The sequence below is a fragment of the Nocardia brasiliensis genome (assembly GCF_042691675.1).
Lineage (GTDB): Bacteria > Actinomycetota > Actinomycetes > Mycobacteriales > Mycobacteriaceae > Nocardia > Nocardia brasiliensis_D.
The window spans coordinates 2123089-2139065 of sequence record NZ_CP170507.1 but is presented as its reverse complement, the minus strand read 5'-3'; the positions used below and the strand labels follow the sequence as shown (position 1 = coordinate 2139065).

Below are 15977 nucleotides of genomic sequence, written 5' to 3'. Positions count from 1 at the left end.
CCGGACGCGGGTTCGGCCTGTCTGGTTACCATCGAGTATGCGCCAGCGGCACCAAGATTCCGGCTCAGCTACCTCGACAGCAACGGAAACGGCCGATCCGCCCGCGATTGCGGGCGTTCGGCGATCCTTCGTCACCGCGCGTGGCGTCCGCTTCCACGTGACCGAGGCCGGGCCCGCGGACGGACGACCAGTGCTCGCGCTGCACGGGTGGCCGCAACACCACTACGCCTTCCGTCATCTGCTGGCCGATCCGCCGCCGGGGCTGCGGATCATCGCGCCCGATCTGCCGGGCTACGGCTGGTCCGGTCCGCCGCCGCATCGCTGGGCCAAAGATGATGTGGCCTCCGATGTCCTCGCGCTGCTCGATGAACTCGGACTGGACCGGGCGCTGCTGGTCGGCCACGACTGGGGCGGCTATATCGGCCACCTGCTGGTACTGCGGGAACCCGAGCGGTTCGACGGCTACCTGGCGTTGAACATCGCGCACCCGTGGCAGACACCGCGCACCGTCCTGCCGCATCTGTGGCGGTTCATGGTCTATCAACCGCCGGTCGCCGCGTTCGGGAAATACCTGCATCAGCACACTCGTCTGCTCGACCTGGTCTTCGCCAAGGCCGTCGAGAACCCAGCGGAATTCAGTCCGGAAGTGGTGCGCGCGTACACCGATCGCTTCCGCGACCCGGTCTGCGCCCGCGCCGCGACCGACACCTATCGCACCTTCCTGCTCCGCGAACTGCCCCGCGCGGGCCGCCACGGCGAGACCAGGCGCGCGACCATCCCGATCCGCGCCCTGTTCGGTGTGGACGACGGCGCCATCCACCACTCGCTCGCCGCCGCCGAAACCGCGCTGGCCGACGACTACACGCTGGAGCGGGTGGCGAACTGCGGCCACTTCATCACCGAGGAACGCCCCGATCTGGTCCGCGCCCGGCTGATCGCCCTCGCGGCCGAAACCGCCGCCGCCTGATCCGGATCAGTGGTTGTTGATGCCCTGCAGCACGGTGATGTTCTCGACAACGACGGTGTTGCCGCCGCGTTGTTTGGCCTGGTACATCGCGCTGTCCGCACACCGGATCAAGTCCTGCATCAGCTGACGGCTGCGGTGATAACCGATGGCGCCCGCATCGGCGACAGCGATGCCGATGCTGGCGGTAACCGAAATCGCCCCCGCTGGCTCGGCGACCGCATTGCGCAACCGCTCGGCGGCATCGACCGCGGTGCGCACGGGCAGTCGAGCGACGATTGCGAACTCCTCGCCGCCGAGGCGGGAGACGATGCTGCCCGCGGGCGCGGAGTGCTGCAACCGCTGGGCGGTACGCACCAGCACCTTGTCGCCCGCATGGTGCCCGAAGGTGTCGTTGACGACTTTGAAGCGATCCAGATCGACCATCATGACGCAGACCGGATCCGCGGCGGAGCAACCGACCAGCATCGCGGCGTGATATTCGAAGCCGCGCCTGCTCAACAGCGTCGTCAACGGATCGGAGAGCATGTCGCTCCGTAGCACCCAATAGCAGAACTGCAGCCCCGGCGGCACCACCGTCGCCGCGACCATGCCCAGAATCATGATCGCCGCCGATGCCGTGTCACCGACCCCGAACAGTGGAACCGCCAGCACGACGGCCGACACCAGCGACCACGCGGTATGGGCGGCGAGGACCTGCGGGCTGTGGAAGGCGCTGACGTAGATGCCGACGATCAACAACAGCATCATTCCGACCGACCGGACCACATAACCGGGGCTCAGCACGCAGACCACCGTGATGCAGACATCGCCGATCGCGATCAAGGTCAGCGATTCCACTCGGCTCGGCCACGGCAGCGACCACCAGCGCACGACCCACACCGCCGCCATCGCGACAATGCACCACAACACCGTTCGGCCGAGCACGCTTTCCGGACCCACCGATGACGTCACCGTCAGCACACTGATGAACGGCGTCGCCAATCCGCACAGTCCGATGGCGAATTTCACTACGCCGAGCGCCGAACGGGATGCGAGCGCGTCCACCACCCAGCGATAGTCGACGCCGTCGCGCCACCAATCCCGAAGCAACTGAAGGTAACCGTTCATGCTTCGCTCGCTGCGCTCGCTCATTCGACTCGTCCTCGGCGTCGACGGAGGCCTCGTATCGTCTCGAACCCGCACTCACTGTGGTGAACGCCGCCGCGGCAGCCGGGGGTTTTCGGCGATGCCGCTGCGATTCAGGCAGTGTAAGCCACGTCACCGACCGGTTGGCCTGGTTGACCCCGATAGCCGTGCGGAAATCGTCCGGTTGCGGCCGCGACATGCACGGCCGGGGCGGGCGGGCGCGACGAGCGCGGTTCGTGTCGGTACCGTCGGGCACGATGGAGCGCATGACCACGGCGACCGATGTCCCGGCGATCGACCTCACCGCACCCGACCTTCGCGAGCGCGCTGAACATTTGCTGCGCGACCTGGCCGGACCCGATGCCCGGCTACGGGAGGATCAGTGGACGGCGATCGAGGCGCTGGTGGTGCAACGGCGCCGAGCGCTGGTCGTGCAGCGCACCGGCTGGGGTAAGTCGGCGGTCTACTTCATCGCCGCCAAGTTGCTGCGCGGGGCCGGGCGGGGGCCGACGGTGATCGTGTCGCCGCTGCTCGCGCTGATGCGTAACCAGGTCGCCGCCGCGCAACGTGCGGGAGTGGTTGCCGCGACCATCAATTCGGGCAATATGACCGAATGGGACGAGATCCACACCCAGGTCGCGTCGGGTGAGGTCGACGTGCTGCTGGTCAGCCCGGAGCGGCTGAACAATCCGGACTTCCGCGACCAGGTGCTGCCGAAACTGGCCGCCGACGCGGGCCTCGTGGTGATCGATGAGGCGCACTGCGTCTCCGACTGGGGCCATGACTTCCGGCCCGACTACCGGCGCATCCGTACGCTGATCGCCGATCTCGGCTCGGACGTGCCGGTGCTGGCGACCACGGCGACCGCCAACGACCGGGTGGTCACCGACGTCGCCACCCAGATCGGCACCGACACCCTCGTCTTGCGCGGCACGCTGGATCGCGAGTCGCTGCACCTGTCGGTGGTGCGCTTCGACGACGCGGTGGAACGCACCGCCTGGCTCAGCAAGCACCTGAACACGCTGACCGGCTCCGGCATCGTCTACACGCTCACCGTCGCGGCCGCGCACGACTTGGCCGACGTGCTCAATTCGCATGGGCACACCGTCGCCGCCTACACCGGTCAAACCGACCCGGCCGAACGCGAGGCGCTGGAGTCGGCGCTGTTGAACAACGAGGTGAAGGCGCTCATCGCCACCTCGGCGCTGGGCATGGGTTTCGACAAGCCCGATCTCGGCTTCGTCGTACACGTCGGCGCGCCGTCCTCGCCCATCGCCTACTACCAGCAGGTCGGTCGCGCGGGCCGTGGCACCGAACGCGCCGAGGTGGTGCTGCTGCCCGGCCCGGAGGACGCGCGGATCTGGAGTTACTTTGCCTCCGTTGCCTTTCCGCGCGAACATATCGTGCGCTCGGTCCTCGACGCGCTGGACACCGACCGGGCACTGTCCACGGCCGCACTGGAACCGCTTGTCGAACTGAACCGCTCCCGGTTGGAGATGGTGCTCAAGGTGCTCGACGTGGACGGAGCGGTGCGCCGGGTGCGCGGCGGCTGGCTCTCCACCGGCCAGCCGTGGAGCTACGACACCGAACGCTACGAACGGCTGTCCGCCGCCCGCGAGGTCGAACAGCAGGCGATGGTCGATTACCAGTCGACCACCAGCTGCCGGATGGAGTTCCTGCGCCGTCAGCTCGACGACCCGGGATTGACTGCGGAACAATCGGATTCGCCCGGCTGCGGCCGCTGCGACAACTGCACCGGCACTCGCCCGGACGTCACGGTCGATGCCGAGGCCATCGCCGCCACCCGAGCCCGTCTCGACCGTCCCGGCCTCGACCTGAGTCCGCGCAAGCAGTGGCCCACCGGCATGGCGAAGCTCGGCGTTCCGCTGTCCGGCAAGATCACCAATGGCGCCGAGACCGGGCGCGTCCTCGGCAGGCTCACCGATCTTGGCTGGGGCCAACGCCTGCGCACCCTGCTCGACGGGCCCGACGATCCGATCCCCGATGCGGTCTTCGATGCGTGCATCGCCGTGCTGCGCGACTGGGATTGGGCCACCCGTCCGACGTCGGTCATGGCTCTCGAATCCCCGCGCTACCCGGTGCTGACCGCCACCTTGGCCGCCCGCCTCGCCGAGGTCGGTCGGCTCACCGACTTGGGCACGCTACAGACGCGGCCGGACCGCCCGCCGGTTTCCGCCGCCAACTCCGCACACCGCGTCGCGGGCCTCTTCGACTCGTGGGAGGTCCCCGACCTCACCGATGTCGAGGGCCCGATCCTGTTGGTGGACGCCCTTTCCGACACCGGCTGGACCCTCACCCTCGCCGCCCACGCCCTGCGCACCGCGGGCGCCGACGCGGTACTGCCGTTCGCGCTCGCGTCCGTCACCTAGGCGAAAGCCGCGGCTGAGATCACTGGCGGGCGTCCGGCAGGTTGATGGTTCGCGGGTCCGGTTCGATCGGCCGGGCCGCGGTCAGCTGACTGTCCGGAGGTAAGGGTCGCCGGGGTTCACGAACGCCCGCTGTGCCGCCGCCCGCACTACCGGGTGGACCGCCCCCGGCCACCTTGCCGCCCAAGAGTCTTCGTATGGCTCGCAATAGTTTTCGCATCATGCGATCAAGTGTGCGCGCCGAATGCACCGGCGCAGCCGATGTTCACGGGCAGCGTACGGACTACAGGCTGAGGGTGGCGCGTAAGCGGGCGTCCAGGGATTCGGATTCGCTGAAGGTCAGTTCGCCGAGTTGCTCGGTGAGCCAAGGGCGGTAGGCACGGTGCAGTTCGAGGGTGTCGGCCCAGCCGTGTTCGGTGTGCGTGGCCAGCACGTGGCCGGGGTCGGCGTCGCGCAGCGGGACGACGTGCAGCCAGCGGTACGGGGAGGTGATCACCGCCGAGTCGGAAACCAGCACGACCGACATGCGTCGGGGCAGCGGGGTGCCATCACTGAGGGCGGGAGAATAACGCCAGACCTCGCCGCGCCTCATGCCGCGCCGCGGTTGCGGCGGGCGTCGGTTTCGGCCGCCTCGGTGATAGTCAGGTCGTCATAGGCCGCCGCACGTTCCGCGTCCTCGTCCACGGTCAGCTTGGCCAGACTTTCGTGCACGAGTGCGGTGCGCAGCGAGGCGTTGATCACCGAGGACAGGCTGCGGTTCTGCTGGTCGGCCGCCTGTTTCGCCCACTCGGCCACCTGCGGATCCAGCGTCACGGTCACACGCGTCGCCTTGCTCATACCTTCATGCATACCAGAACGATGCATATCACGGAGCTCGTTTTCCGACGACGAGCACGGCGTCACATCGACTATCGTCGGACGCGTGGCCAGCAAGTCTGCGTCGTCGGCCATCGAACTGGATGTCGGCGACCGCACGATCCGCATCTCCAACCCGGACCGGGTGTATTTCCCGGAGACCGGGGCGACCAAGCTCGACCTGGTGCAGTACTACCTGAGCGTCGGCGACGGCATCGTCCGCGCACTGCACGATCGGCCGTGCATGCTGCATCGCTTTCCGAAGGGCCTGGCCGGGGACAAGGTGCATCAGAAGCGGTTGCCCGCGGGTGCGCCGGACTGGATTCCGACGGTGCGCGTCTTCTTCCCGCGCTACGGCAGGCACGCCGACGAGCTCTGCGTCCACGAATTGGCCGACGTCATCTGGGCCGTGCAAATGTCGACGGTGGAGTTCCATCCGTGGAACTCCCGCGCGGCCGACACCGAAAGTCCCGACGAGTGGCGCATCGACCTGGATCCGATGCCGGACTGCCCGTGGTCGCGGGTGCAGCGGGTTGCGGGCGTGGTGCACGAGGTGCTCGATGAACTCGGCGCGGTCGGCTGGCCGAAGACGTCCGGCGGCAACGGTTTACACGTCTACGTCCGCATCGCACCGCAATGGGGATTCAAAGAGGTGCGCCGCGCCGCCCTCGCGTTCGCCCGCGAAGTCGAACGCCGCGCCCCCGACGACGTCACCACCACCTGGTGGCGCCGCGACCGCGATCCCGAGCTGCTCTTCGTCGACTACAACCAGAACGCCCGCGACCACACCATCGCCGCCGCCTACTCGGTCCGTGGCGTCCCCTCGGCCACCGTCTCCACCCCCGTCCGCTGGGACGAGATCCCCGACATCGACCCCCGCGACTTCACCATCAAAACCGTCCCCGCCCGCTTCACCGAACTCGGCGACCTGCACGAAGGCATAGACGACGCCGTCTTCGCCCTCGATCAACTCCTGGAATGGGCCGACCGCGACAAGGTAGACACCGACCTCGACGACCAACCCGACCTCGACGAGGACTAGCCGCTCAGATCGACCAGCCGCCGCGCACCAAACATCGCGCCGCACGTGGAATCGCTAGCGAATCCGTGCGCGTCGGGCGAGACAGTGCGCGGCAACGCTCCTGCCCGCAGCGGCTGCCGCCTGGCGGGCCTGGGGGAGGGCTGTCGCGCACCGAATGCCCCGCTGCGCGCGGAACCACGAGCGAATCCGTGCATGCCAGGCAAGACAATGCGCGGCGATAGCTGCGGCAACACTCCTGCGCGCCACGGCAGCCGCACGACCGGCCCGCGAGACCACCAGCGCGCACCAAACATCGCGCCGCACGTGGAATCGCTACCGAATCCGGGCGCGCCAGACACGACAATTCGCGGCAACGGCGGCGGCAACACTCCTGCGCGCCACGGCGGCCGCACGACCGACCTGCGAGCCACCCGCGCGCACCAAAAATCGCGCCGCACGTGGAATCGCTAGCGAATCCGTGCGCGTCGGGCGAGACAGTGCGCGGCAACGCTCCTGCGCGCAGCGGCTGCCGTCCGGCGGGCCTGTGGGAGGGCTGGCGCGCACTAGATATCGCGCTGCGCGTGGAATCGCTGGCGAATTCGGGCGCGGGGCTGAACAGTGCGCTGGGCGGCGGGTGGATGGTGCGGCGGGGTGGGGTCAGGGGCGGTGATAACGTCGCTGGGGCGCTTTGGTTGTGCCTTGCGAGTTCGCTGTGCTGCTTCGAAGGAGGTCCATTCATGAACCGACCGGCAGTAGGGGTAGCGATCGGGCCGGGTGAGCCGGCGCCTGCGCTGTTGGCGAAGGCGGTCGCGGAGGGCGGGGCGGCGCTGGCCGACCTGGGTGAGGCGCGGGGGTTGATCTGGGCGGGTGGGCCCGGGGAGTTTCCGGATGAGCTGCCGGACACGATCGAGTGGGTGCAGTTGCCCGCGGCCGGCGTGGAGGACTGGTTCACCGCGGGCATCTTCGCCAGGCACCCGAAGGTGCAATTCACTTCCGCGGCAGGCGCTTTCGCCGCCAGCGTGGCCGAGCACGCGCTGGCGCTGCTGCTGGCCGGGGTGCGGTATCTGCCCGAGCACCTGCGCGCGGCCAGCTGGCGGCAACAGGACTTCTTCCCGCACGTCGGTTCGCTGCGTGGCAAGACCGTCACCATTGTCGGCGCGGGCGGTATCGGCCGCAGGCTGATCCCGATGCTCATTCCGCTCGGCGCGCACGTGATCGCGGTCAATCGTTCCGGCCGCCCGGTAACCGGTCCCGGCATCCCCGACACGATCGAGACTATCTCCACCGACCATCTCTCCCGCGTGTGGCCGCGCACCGATCACGTGGTCGTCGCCGCTCCCGCCACCGCCGCCACCAATCACCTGATCGGCGCGGACGTACTGGCCCGCCTGAAGCCGTCCTCATGGGTGATCAACGTGGCCCGCGGCAGCCTCATCGATACCGATGCCCTGGTGGCCGCACTCGCCTCCGGCACGATCGCCGGCGCCGGCCTCGACGTCACCGAACCCGAACCCCTCCCCGACGGTCACCCCCTCTGGGTACTACCGAATGCCATTGTCACACCGCATGATTCAAACCCGCCCCAACTACGTTTCGCCGCCTTCGCCGACCATGTAGGCGCGAACGTCCAGCGCTTCGTCGAAGGCAAAGACCTCTTGGCCCCGATCGACCCGGCCCGAGGCTACTGACCGCATCGCGCACGCCCGACCACCCTCAGCGGGACGAGCCCGCGCCATGTCGGACGCGGCCGCAAGCTGCCTCGCGCAAACCCAGTGTGCCGCTGCCCCTTCGCACGACTACCACGCACACCCGCTCATGATCAACGGGACCTGGCTGCGCCATTGTGCGAGTAAAGCCTCCACCATGTCCCGTTGATCATGAGCGCACGACCTCATCGCCCAGCGCCACACAACAGCCGCCCAGCGGGCACGCAGCAGGCGCGACAGGCGCGCGGTGACCACCCAGGGGCCGCGGGCTCATGGCCCGGCGGCCGCAGACCTACGCAAACCCTGTGTGCGGCTGCCCCATTCGCACGACTACCAGCCACACCCCCACACCCGACCATGATCAACGGGACCTGGCTGCGCCATTGTGCGAGTAGAGCCTCCACCATGTCCCGTTGATCATGAGCGCACGGCCTCATCGCCCAGCGCCACACAACAGCCGCGCAGCGGGCACGTGACATGCGCGCGAGGGTCGCCGGTGACCATCCGGTGGCCGCGGGCTCCAAGCGCCGCTGCCGCGGACCTACGCAAACCCATTATGCGGCCGCCCTATTCGTGCGGCGACCATCCGCTCCCGCTCCCGCTCCCGCCCATGATCAACGGGACCTGGCTGCGCCATTGTGCGAGTAGCGCCTCCATCATGTCCCGTTGATCATGAACCCGCGACCTCATCGGCCAGCGTCACCACGAAACCGTGCGCCAGGCGCGCGAGGGGTCGCCGGTCACCACCGGCAGACCGCGGACTCAAGGCGCTGCGGCCGCAGACCTACGCAAACCCTGTGTGCAGCTGCCCCATTCGCACGACCACCAGCCACACCCCACACCCGACCATGATCAACGGGACCTGGCTGCGCCAATGTGCGAGTAGCCCCTCCACCACGTCCCGTTGATCATGAACCTGCGGCCTCATCGGCCAGCATCACCACGAAACCGCGCGCCAGGCGCGCGAGGGTCCCCGGTCCACCACGGGGCAGCGGGACCCGGTGGCCGCGGACTCCCGCAGGCCAGAGCTCCCGCGGGCGCGGGCGCGGGCGCGCGCGGGCGCGGGCGCGGTCTCCCGGAGGCCGCGGACTCCGGGGGGTGGGCTCCGGGGGGCTCCGAGGGTGGATCCCGAGGGCGTGGCTCCCGTGGCGTAGGCGGGATACGTATGCCGGTGCCGAAACTACCTATAGGTGACTGATTCGGGGCATACCGGTGCGGCCATAACGTAGTTGCTGTCAGCACGACGACAGCGAAACCGCAGATCACACACCCTCGAGGAGCAGATTATGAACACTCTTGTCGCCCAGTACCTCGAAGCCTGGAACACCACCGACACCACCGCGCGCCAAGCCGCGATCGCCCGGGTCTTCACCGACACCGCCACCTACACCGACCCACTGATGGCCGTGACCGGACACCACGCCATCGACGCCGGAATCGCCGCCGCTCAAGCACAATTCCCCGGCTGGGTCTTCCGCCTGGCCGGACCCGTCGACGCCCACCACGACCAAGTCCGCTTCACCTGGGAACTCGGACCCGCCGACGCACCCGCGGTCGTGATCGGCTTCGACGTCGCCGTCATCGAAAACGGCCGCATCGCCAACGTCTACGGATTCCTCGACAAAGTCCCCACCACCACCTAACCCAAACCCCACTACCACCTACCAAAACCGCCCCACCACCGCGTAACCCAACCCACCCCACCACCGCCTAACCAACCCACCACCGCCTAACCAGAACGCCGTTCCGCCACCGTCTGACCCGAACTCCGTTCCAGCACCGCCCAACCAGAACACCGCCCCCCACCACCGCCTAACCAAAACCCGCCCCCCACCACCGCCTAACCAAAACCCGCCCCCCACCACCGCCTAACCAAAACCCGCCCCACTACCGCCTAACCAGAACATCGTTCCGCCACCGCCTAACCAGAACGTCGTTCCGCCACCGTCTGACCAGAACTCCGTTCCAGCACCGCCTAACCAGAACCCACCCCACACCACCGCCCGACCAAAACCCACACCACCGCCTGACCCGAACTCCGTTCCACCACCGCCCAACCAGAACCCGCACTGCGCTACCGATCTGACCCGAACCCGTTACCCCACAACCTGATCGACCGAAGGAACCCACTGTCATGCACACCACCGCCCCGTCCTACCTGTCCTCCCTCACAGCCCCCGGCCCCGCACTGCTTCGCCTGTCGCTGCGCCTGGATGCCGTCATCACCACCGTCAACGGCCTGGCCTACCTCGCCCTGGCCGGACCCCTCGAGTCGCTACTGGGCCTCGACACCAGCCTCGCCATCCCGATCGGGATCTTCTTGACCCTCTACGGACTCGCCGTGGCCATCATCGGCACCCGACCCGCGATCAACCCCACCGCCACCCGCATAGTGATCGCAGCCAACACCGCCTGGGTCCTGTTCAGCCTCGCCACCGTCTTCGTCACCGACACGCTGGATTTGAACCTGATCGGCTCCACCTGGGCAGTCATCCAAGCAGGCACCGTCGGTGGATTCGCCGCCCTGCAATACCTGGGCCTGCGCAAAACCCAATGACCACACCCACAACCAAACACACCACGACCGCGGCACCAGCACACAGCTGATGCCGCGGTCGTCACCGCAGGTCAGACCCCATCGCAATAAGCCTGCAACAAATGAGCCATTGACAACTGGCACATTGATGAATGATTCTGGGCACATGACAAGGTCAACGAGGACCTCGATCCCCGGGGTGCCCACGGCACCCTCCACCCGGGCCACGCTGGCCGCGGCGGCCACCCAGTTCGGGTTGCGGCCGCTGAACAATGTGGTGCCGATGAATGCCCCGGGAGTCTGGTTCGCCCGCAAGCTCGTCGCCACCTTCATGGCCGTCGGCGGTCCTGTTCTACGCGGCACCGCCGTCACTCCGGTTCGATCGGGGGCGGTCCGTGGCGAATGGGTCCGAGCGCCCGGCGTCTCCTTCGGCGCCCGCGCGATCTATTACATCCATGGCAGCGGTTACGTCATCTGCTCCGCCCGCACCCACCGCGGGCTGGCCGCTCAACTGTCGCGCAAGACCGGACTCCCGGTCTTCCTGACCGACTACCGGCTCGCCCCGGAGCACCGTTTCCCGGCGGCCGCCGACGATGTCGAGGCAGGCTACCGCTGGCTGCTCGACCGCGGCTACGCGGCGAACGACCTGGTGATCGCCGGTGACTCGGCGGGCGGACATCTCGCGCTCGACCTGCTCATCGAGAACGAACGCCGTCGGCTGCCGCAACCCGCGGGCGTGGTGATGTTCTCGCCACTGTTCGACCTGACCCTGCGGCTGGCCGCCGAACAGGAACGGCGCCAACGCGATCCGCTCATTTCCGCGAAGGCGGCCAGCCGAATGCCGCGCGCCTACACCCGCGGCCTGCCCGATGACACGCCGCGGCTGCGCCTGACCGTGCCGGACGGGCTCGACTTGCCACCGATGCTGGTCCAGGTCGGCGGCACCGAAATGCTCAGCGCGGACGCGCGAGCGCTATGCGAGATGGTGCGGGCCGCGGGCGGCAGCTGCGAACTGGAGGTGTGGCCGGGCCAGGTGCACGTCTTCCAGGCGTTGCCGACGCTGGTGCCCGAAGCCGACCAGGCTCTCACCCGCGCGGCCGACTTCTTGCGCGCGGCACTGGCCGCCCGCACCGTCTCCGAGAAGGTGAGCTGACAATGTTCGGACTGGAAAAGCTGCTGCCGCTCGGCAATCGGCCACGGCGCAGCTACGGAGCGCGAGCCGTGGTCACCGGCGCGGGCAGCGGCATCGGCCGGGCCTTCGCGGTCGAGCTCGCCGATCGCGGCGGTCAGGTGATCTGCGCCGATATCGACGAGACGCGCGCCGACGAGACCGTCGCGCTGATCGAACGCAAGCATCCCGGTAAGGCACACGCGTTCCGGTGCGACGTCGCCCGCCGCGAGGACGTGGAAGTCCTTGCCAGCTTTGCCGAATCGCTGTTCGAACGCCCGATCAGTCTGGTGATCAACAACGCGGGCGTCGGCATCGGCGGAAAACGAGTCGGCCAGGTCGGTTTCGAGGACTGGGAGTGGGCGCTCGGCATCAACCTGTGGGGCGTGGTGCACGGGTGCGAGGTATTCACTCCGCAACTGCGCGCCGCACGCCGCGGCGGGATCATCAATGTCGCCTCCGCCGCCGGATTCGCCGCCGCCCCATCGATGGCCGTGTACAACGTCTCCAAGGCGGCCGTGATGTCGCTGTCGGAAACGATGGCAGCCGAGCTGAGCGGCACCGGTGTCGCCGTCACCGTGCTGTGCCCCACCTTCGTGAAAACCAATGTGGCACGGGACGGCCGGATCACCCAGCAGTCCGCGCGCCTGGCCGACACCCTCATGCGCTGGACCGGTTTCACGCCGGAACACGTGGCCCGCAACACCCTCGACGCACACGACCGCGGGCAGCTGTATGTGCTGCCGCAACTGGACGCCCACGTCGTCTGGCGGCTCAAGCGCTACTTCCCCGCCCAGTACACCTATGTCCTCGGCCTCCTGGATCGGGTTCTGCCCCAGGACAACTCCCCCGCCACCGACCGCACGTCGGTCACCGACAAGACAGGAGTCTGACATGGCCATCGCGATGGACTTCGACGACATGCTCGCCAAGATCAAGGACCGCCAGTGGGCATTGGCCGACATCGATTGGGACGCACCGGGTGCCGAGCGGATCACGCCCGAACTGCATGCCAAGCTCAAGCCGTTCATGGCCGATCTGATGTGGATCGAGAACGTCGGCGCGCGCGGCTTCGCCGCCATGGCGAAGAAGGCGCCCACCGAGACGCTGCGCGAGATCTACCGCTACTTCCACGCCGAGGAGCAGAAGCACGCCAATGCCGAACTGGCACTGATGCGGCGCTGGGGCATGCTCGACGGTGACGAGATCCCGCAGCCGAACGTGAACGTCAAGCTGGTGATCGACTTCCTGGACAAGTACTCCGACCAGATGTCGCTGTCGTTCCTTGGCACCGTGATCCCGATGCTCGAGGTCGCGCTGGACGGCGCGCTGATCAAGTTCATCATGGACGAGATCGACGACCCGATCTGCCAGGAAGCGTTCAAGAAGATCAACAGCGACGAATCCCGGCATCTCGCCGTCGATTTCGCGGTGATGGATCTGCTGGGGCACGCGACAGCTCGAAAGCTGCTGATCGACCTGGTCGGTGGCTGGACCAAACCGTCGCTGATCATCGGCGTACTGAGCTACGTGCCGCTGCTGAACAAGATGCGCGACAACATCGTCGAGATGGGCGTCGACGAGGAGAAGCTGTATTCGGCGCTCAAGCGCTACGCCAATGTCGGCGAGCGCAGCGAATTCGCCCGCAGGCTGCCGATGTATCAGCTCGTGAAGATGCACGGCGGCTGGGTGATCGACCGCGGCAACCCCTATCACCTCGTCGCCGACGCACTGGTGAAGATCACCGCCAGGGTGCCGAAGGCACTGCTGCGCAAGGACCCGACCTGGGTCAAGGAAGTCACCTACGAGCCGGCGGCGTGAGCATGAGCGACAAGACACTCGACGTCGCCGTCATCGGCGGCGGCTTCGCGGGCATCGGCACCGCGATTCGCCTGAAACAAAAGGGAATCGACGGTTTCGCCATCTTCGAGCGCGGCGACGCGATCGGCGGCACCTGGCGCGACAACACCTATCCCGGTGCGGCGTGCGATATTCCGTCGCGGCTGTACTCCTACAGTTTCGCGCCGAACCCGAACTGGTCGCACACCTACTCCGGCAGCAACGAAATCCTCGGCTATATCCAGACGATGGCCGCCGAATTCGGACTCGGACCACACTTCCGGTTCGGCCACAACGTGACCGGCATCGTCTTCGACGAGGCGGCCGGGCAGTGGGACATCACCATCGAAGGCCGGCCCGGCACCGTGCGGGCACGCACCGTGGTGCTCGCCTCGGGTCCCCTCGCCAATGTCAGCTTCCCGAATATCCGCGGCATCGAGGACTACGCCGGGCACAAGATCCACAGTGCCCGTTGGGATCACGACTACGACTTCACCGGCAAGAAGGTCGCGGTCGTCGGCACCGGTGCGAGCGCGGTGCAGATCATCCCCGAGCTGGTCGATAAGGCCGCCTCGGTCAAGGTCTTTCAGCGCACGCCCGGCTGGGTGCTGCCCCGGGTCAACCGGCGCACCAACCCGGTGACGAAGGAGCTCTACCGCCGGGTGCCCGCCGCTGAACAGCTGGCTCGGCAAGCTTGGTTCTACGGGCACGAGTCGGTCGCCCTCGGCGTCGTCTGGAACACGCCGCTCACCAGAGTGGTCGAGCTGGTCGGGCGGGCCCAATTGCGCAGGCAGGTCAAGGATCCCTGGCTGCGGCGGCAGCTGACGCCGGACTTCCGGGCAGGCTGCAAGCGGCTGCTGATGACCGACGACTACTACCCGGCGCTGCAACGCGACAACTGCAAGCTGATCACCTGGCCCATCGCCCGGCTGTCCGAGCACGGCATCCGCACCGCGGAAGGCATTGAGCACCAAGCCGATTGCATCGTTTTCGCCACCGGCTTCGATGTCTCCAAGACCGGTACCCCGATCCCGGTCGTCGGCCGCGACGGGCGGGTGCTCGCCGACGAATGGTCGCGCGGCGCGTACGCCTTCAAGAGCGTCGCGGTGTCGGGGTACCCGAACATGTTCCTCACCTTCGGACCGAATTCCGGGCCCGGCCACAACTCGGCACTGGTGTACATGGAGGCGCAGATCGACTACCTGGTGAGTGCGATCGGCACCATTCTGGAGCAGGATCTGCGGGTCCTCGACGTCAAGAAGGACCGGCAGGACCGCTACAACGCGGGCATGCAGCGCAGGCTGACCAGCACCACCTGGAACTCCGGCTGCCGCAGCTGGTACCTCACCGAGGACGGCTTCAACGCGACCATGTACCCGGGGTTCGCCACGCAGTACGTCAACCAGCTACGCACCGTAGATCTGGCCGACTACACGGTCGTGCCGTCGGACGCGACCGCCCGGCAGCCCCGGATCGCGGCGGTTTCCTAGATGACCGGCGCCGGCGGCCTTGGCGATAGACTCGGTCGATCAATGACCGTGCTGTTCGGCCGCCGGCAACCCGGCTCCGTCGTGGGCGAGGAGGTGGAAACGATGGAATACCGGATCGATGACCTCGCGCGCGCCGCGGGCACCACCACCCGCAATGTGCGGGCCTACCAGGAGCGCGGCCTGCTGCCCCCGCCCGTCGGCAAGGACGGCCGGGCCAGCATCTACGACAATTCGCACCTGGAACGGCTGCGGCTGATCGACGCGCTGTTGCAGCGCGGGTTCACCACCTCGCACATCGGCGACTTCATCACCAGCTGGGAAACCGGCAAGGACCTCACCGAGGTGCTCGGCCTGCAGCACGCGGTGACGGCGTCCTGGGCCAAGGACGAAACGTTCGAGGTGCCGCGCGAGCTGATCGGCACCATCCTCGGCGCCGAGGCCGACGAACTGGTGGACCGGCTGCGCGAGATGAACCTGGTCCGGCTGGAAGGTGACACCGTGGTGTTCACCGAGACCCAGCTGCTCACCTCGTTCGCCGAGTTGCACGAGTACGGCCTCGAACTGCGCACGCTCATCGAGATCTACGCCAAGGTGGCCGACCGGATCGATGACATCACCCACATCATGATCACGGCCGCCAAACAGCACATCGTCGACGAGCACGGCCCCGGCTGGCTGCCCGATACCAGCAGCGAAATCGCCGACACCACAACGATGTTGAGCAAGATGCGGGAGCTGGCGGTCGCCTCGGTGCACTCCACCCTCGCCCGCTCGCTGGATGTCACGCTGCGCCGGGAGCTCGGCGACTACCTCGCCACCGCCGCCGAACGCGAACGCGCCAGGGCGGATTCCCGTCCGGAGACCGACTCCTAGCGGCGCCGAC

General features: G+C 67.7%; 14 protein-coding genes. 11 read left to right on the top strand and 3 right to left on the bottom strand.

Going from position 1 to position 15977, the window contains the following annotated elements; all coding sequences use genetic code 11:
• Positions 1–37 precede the first annotated feature (37 nt).
• On the top strand, positions 38–967 hold the full coding sequence (locus ACFK0J_RS09940) for an alpha/beta fold hydrolase (RefSeq protein WP_378738665.1): 930 nt from the start codon (positions 38–40) through the stop codon (positions 965–967).
• A gap of 6 nt (positions 968–973) precedes the next feature.
• Here ACFK0J_RS09940 and ACFK0J_RS09935 read toward each other — a convergent pair whose 3' ends face one another.
• Positions 974–2098: a GGDEF domain-containing protein gene (locus ACFK0J_RS09935; RefSeq protein WP_378738663.1), complete on the bottom strand. Its 1125-nt coding sequence runs from the start codon at positions 2096–2098 to the stop codon at positions 974–976.
• Positions 2099–2358: 260 nt separating this feature from the next.
• Here ACFK0J_RS09935 and ACFK0J_RS09930 point away from each other — a divergent pair, with 260 nt between their 5' ends.
• A complete protein-coding gene (locus tag ACFK0J_RS09930; RefSeq protein WP_378738661.1) occupies positions 2359–4482 on the top strand; it encodes a RecQ family ATP-dependent DNA helicase in 2124 nt (707 codons plus the stop codon).
• A gap of 280 nt (positions 4483–4762) precedes the next feature.
• Here the strand turns inward: ACFK0J_RS09930 and ACFK0J_RS09925 are convergent, their stop codons facing one another.
• The gene (locus tag ACFK0J_RS09925; RefSeq protein WP_378742733.1) at positions 4763–5005 is read right to left on the bottom strand and encodes a hypothetical protein; all 243 of its coding nucleotides are present in this window, start codon (positions 5003–5005) and stop codon (positions 4763–4765) included.
• 62 nt (positions 5006–5067) lie between these two features.
• On the bottom strand, positions 5068–5316 hold the full coding sequence (locus ACFK0J_RS09920; protein WP_378738659.1) for a DUF6364 family protein: 249 nt from the start codon (positions 5314–5316) through the stop codon (positions 5068–5070).
• 85 nt (positions 5317–5401) lie between these two features.
• On the opposite strand from ACFK0J_RS09920, the gene ligD reads away from it, so the two are divergent.
• From ligD to ACFK0J_RS09875, 9 genes are all read left to right on the top strand, one after another.
• Positions 5402–6376 carry a non-homologous end-joining DNA ligase gene (gene ligD / locus ACFK0J_RS09915; protein ID WP_378738657.1) on the top strand — a complete coding sequence of 325 codons (975 nt, stop codon included), beginning with the start codon at positions 5402–5404 and terminating at the stop codon, positions 6374–6376.
• Between the two features lie 716 nt (positions 6377–7092).
• Positions 7093–8043: a D-isomer specific 2-hydroxyacid dehydrogenase family protein gene (locus ACFK0J_RS09910; RefSeq protein WP_378738655.1), complete on the top strand. Its 951-nt coding sequence runs from the start codon at positions 7093–7095 to the stop codon at positions 8041–8043.
• A gap of 1304 nt (positions 8044–9347) precedes the next feature.
• Positions 9348–9704 carry a nuclear transport factor 2 family protein gene (locus ACFK0J_RS09905; protein ID WP_378738653.1) on the top strand — a complete coding sequence of 119 codons (357 nt, stop codon included), beginning with the start codon at positions 9348–9350 and terminating at the stop codon, positions 9702–9704.
• Positions 9705–10195: 491 nt separating this feature from the next.
• Positions 10196–10618: a hypothetical protein gene (locus ACFK0J_RS09900; RefSeq protein WP_378738650.1), complete on the top strand. Its 423-nt coding sequence runs from the start codon at positions 10196–10198 to the stop codon at positions 10616–10618.
• A gap of 145 nt (positions 10619–10763) precedes the next feature.
• Positions 10764–11750, top strand: a complete 987-nt coding sequence (locus tag ACFK0J_RS09895; RefSeq protein ID WP_378738647.1) for an alpha/beta hydrolase — start codon at positions 10764–10766, stop codon at positions 11748–11750.
• 2 nt (positions 11751–11752) lie between these two features.
• The gene (locus tag ACFK0J_RS09890; protein WP_378738645.1) at positions 11753–12658 is read left to right on the top strand and encodes an SDR family NAD(P)-dependent oxidoreductase; all 906 of its coding nucleotides are present in this window, start codon (positions 11753–11755) and stop codon (positions 12656–12658) included.
• Positions 12659–12665: 7 nt separating this feature from the next.
• A complete protein-coding gene (locus ACFK0J_RS09885; RefSeq protein ID WP_218478312.1) occupies positions 12666–13586 on the top strand; it encodes a ferritin-like domain-containing protein in 921 nt (306 codons plus the stop codon).
• A gap of 2 nt (positions 13587–13588) precedes the next feature.
• Positions 13589–15094, top strand: a complete 1506-nt coding sequence (locus ACFK0J_RS09880) for a flavin-containing monooxygenase (protein WP_378738642.1) — start codon at positions 13589–13591, stop codon at positions 15092–15094.
• Between the two features lie 42 nt (positions 15095–15136).
• Positions 15137–15967, top strand: coding sequence for a MerR family transcriptional regulator (locus ACFK0J_RS09875; RefSeq protein ID WP_378738639.1), 831 nt, complete (start codon positions 15137–15139; stop codon positions 15965–15967).
• The last annotated feature ends 10 nt before the right edge of the window (positions 15968–15977 follow it).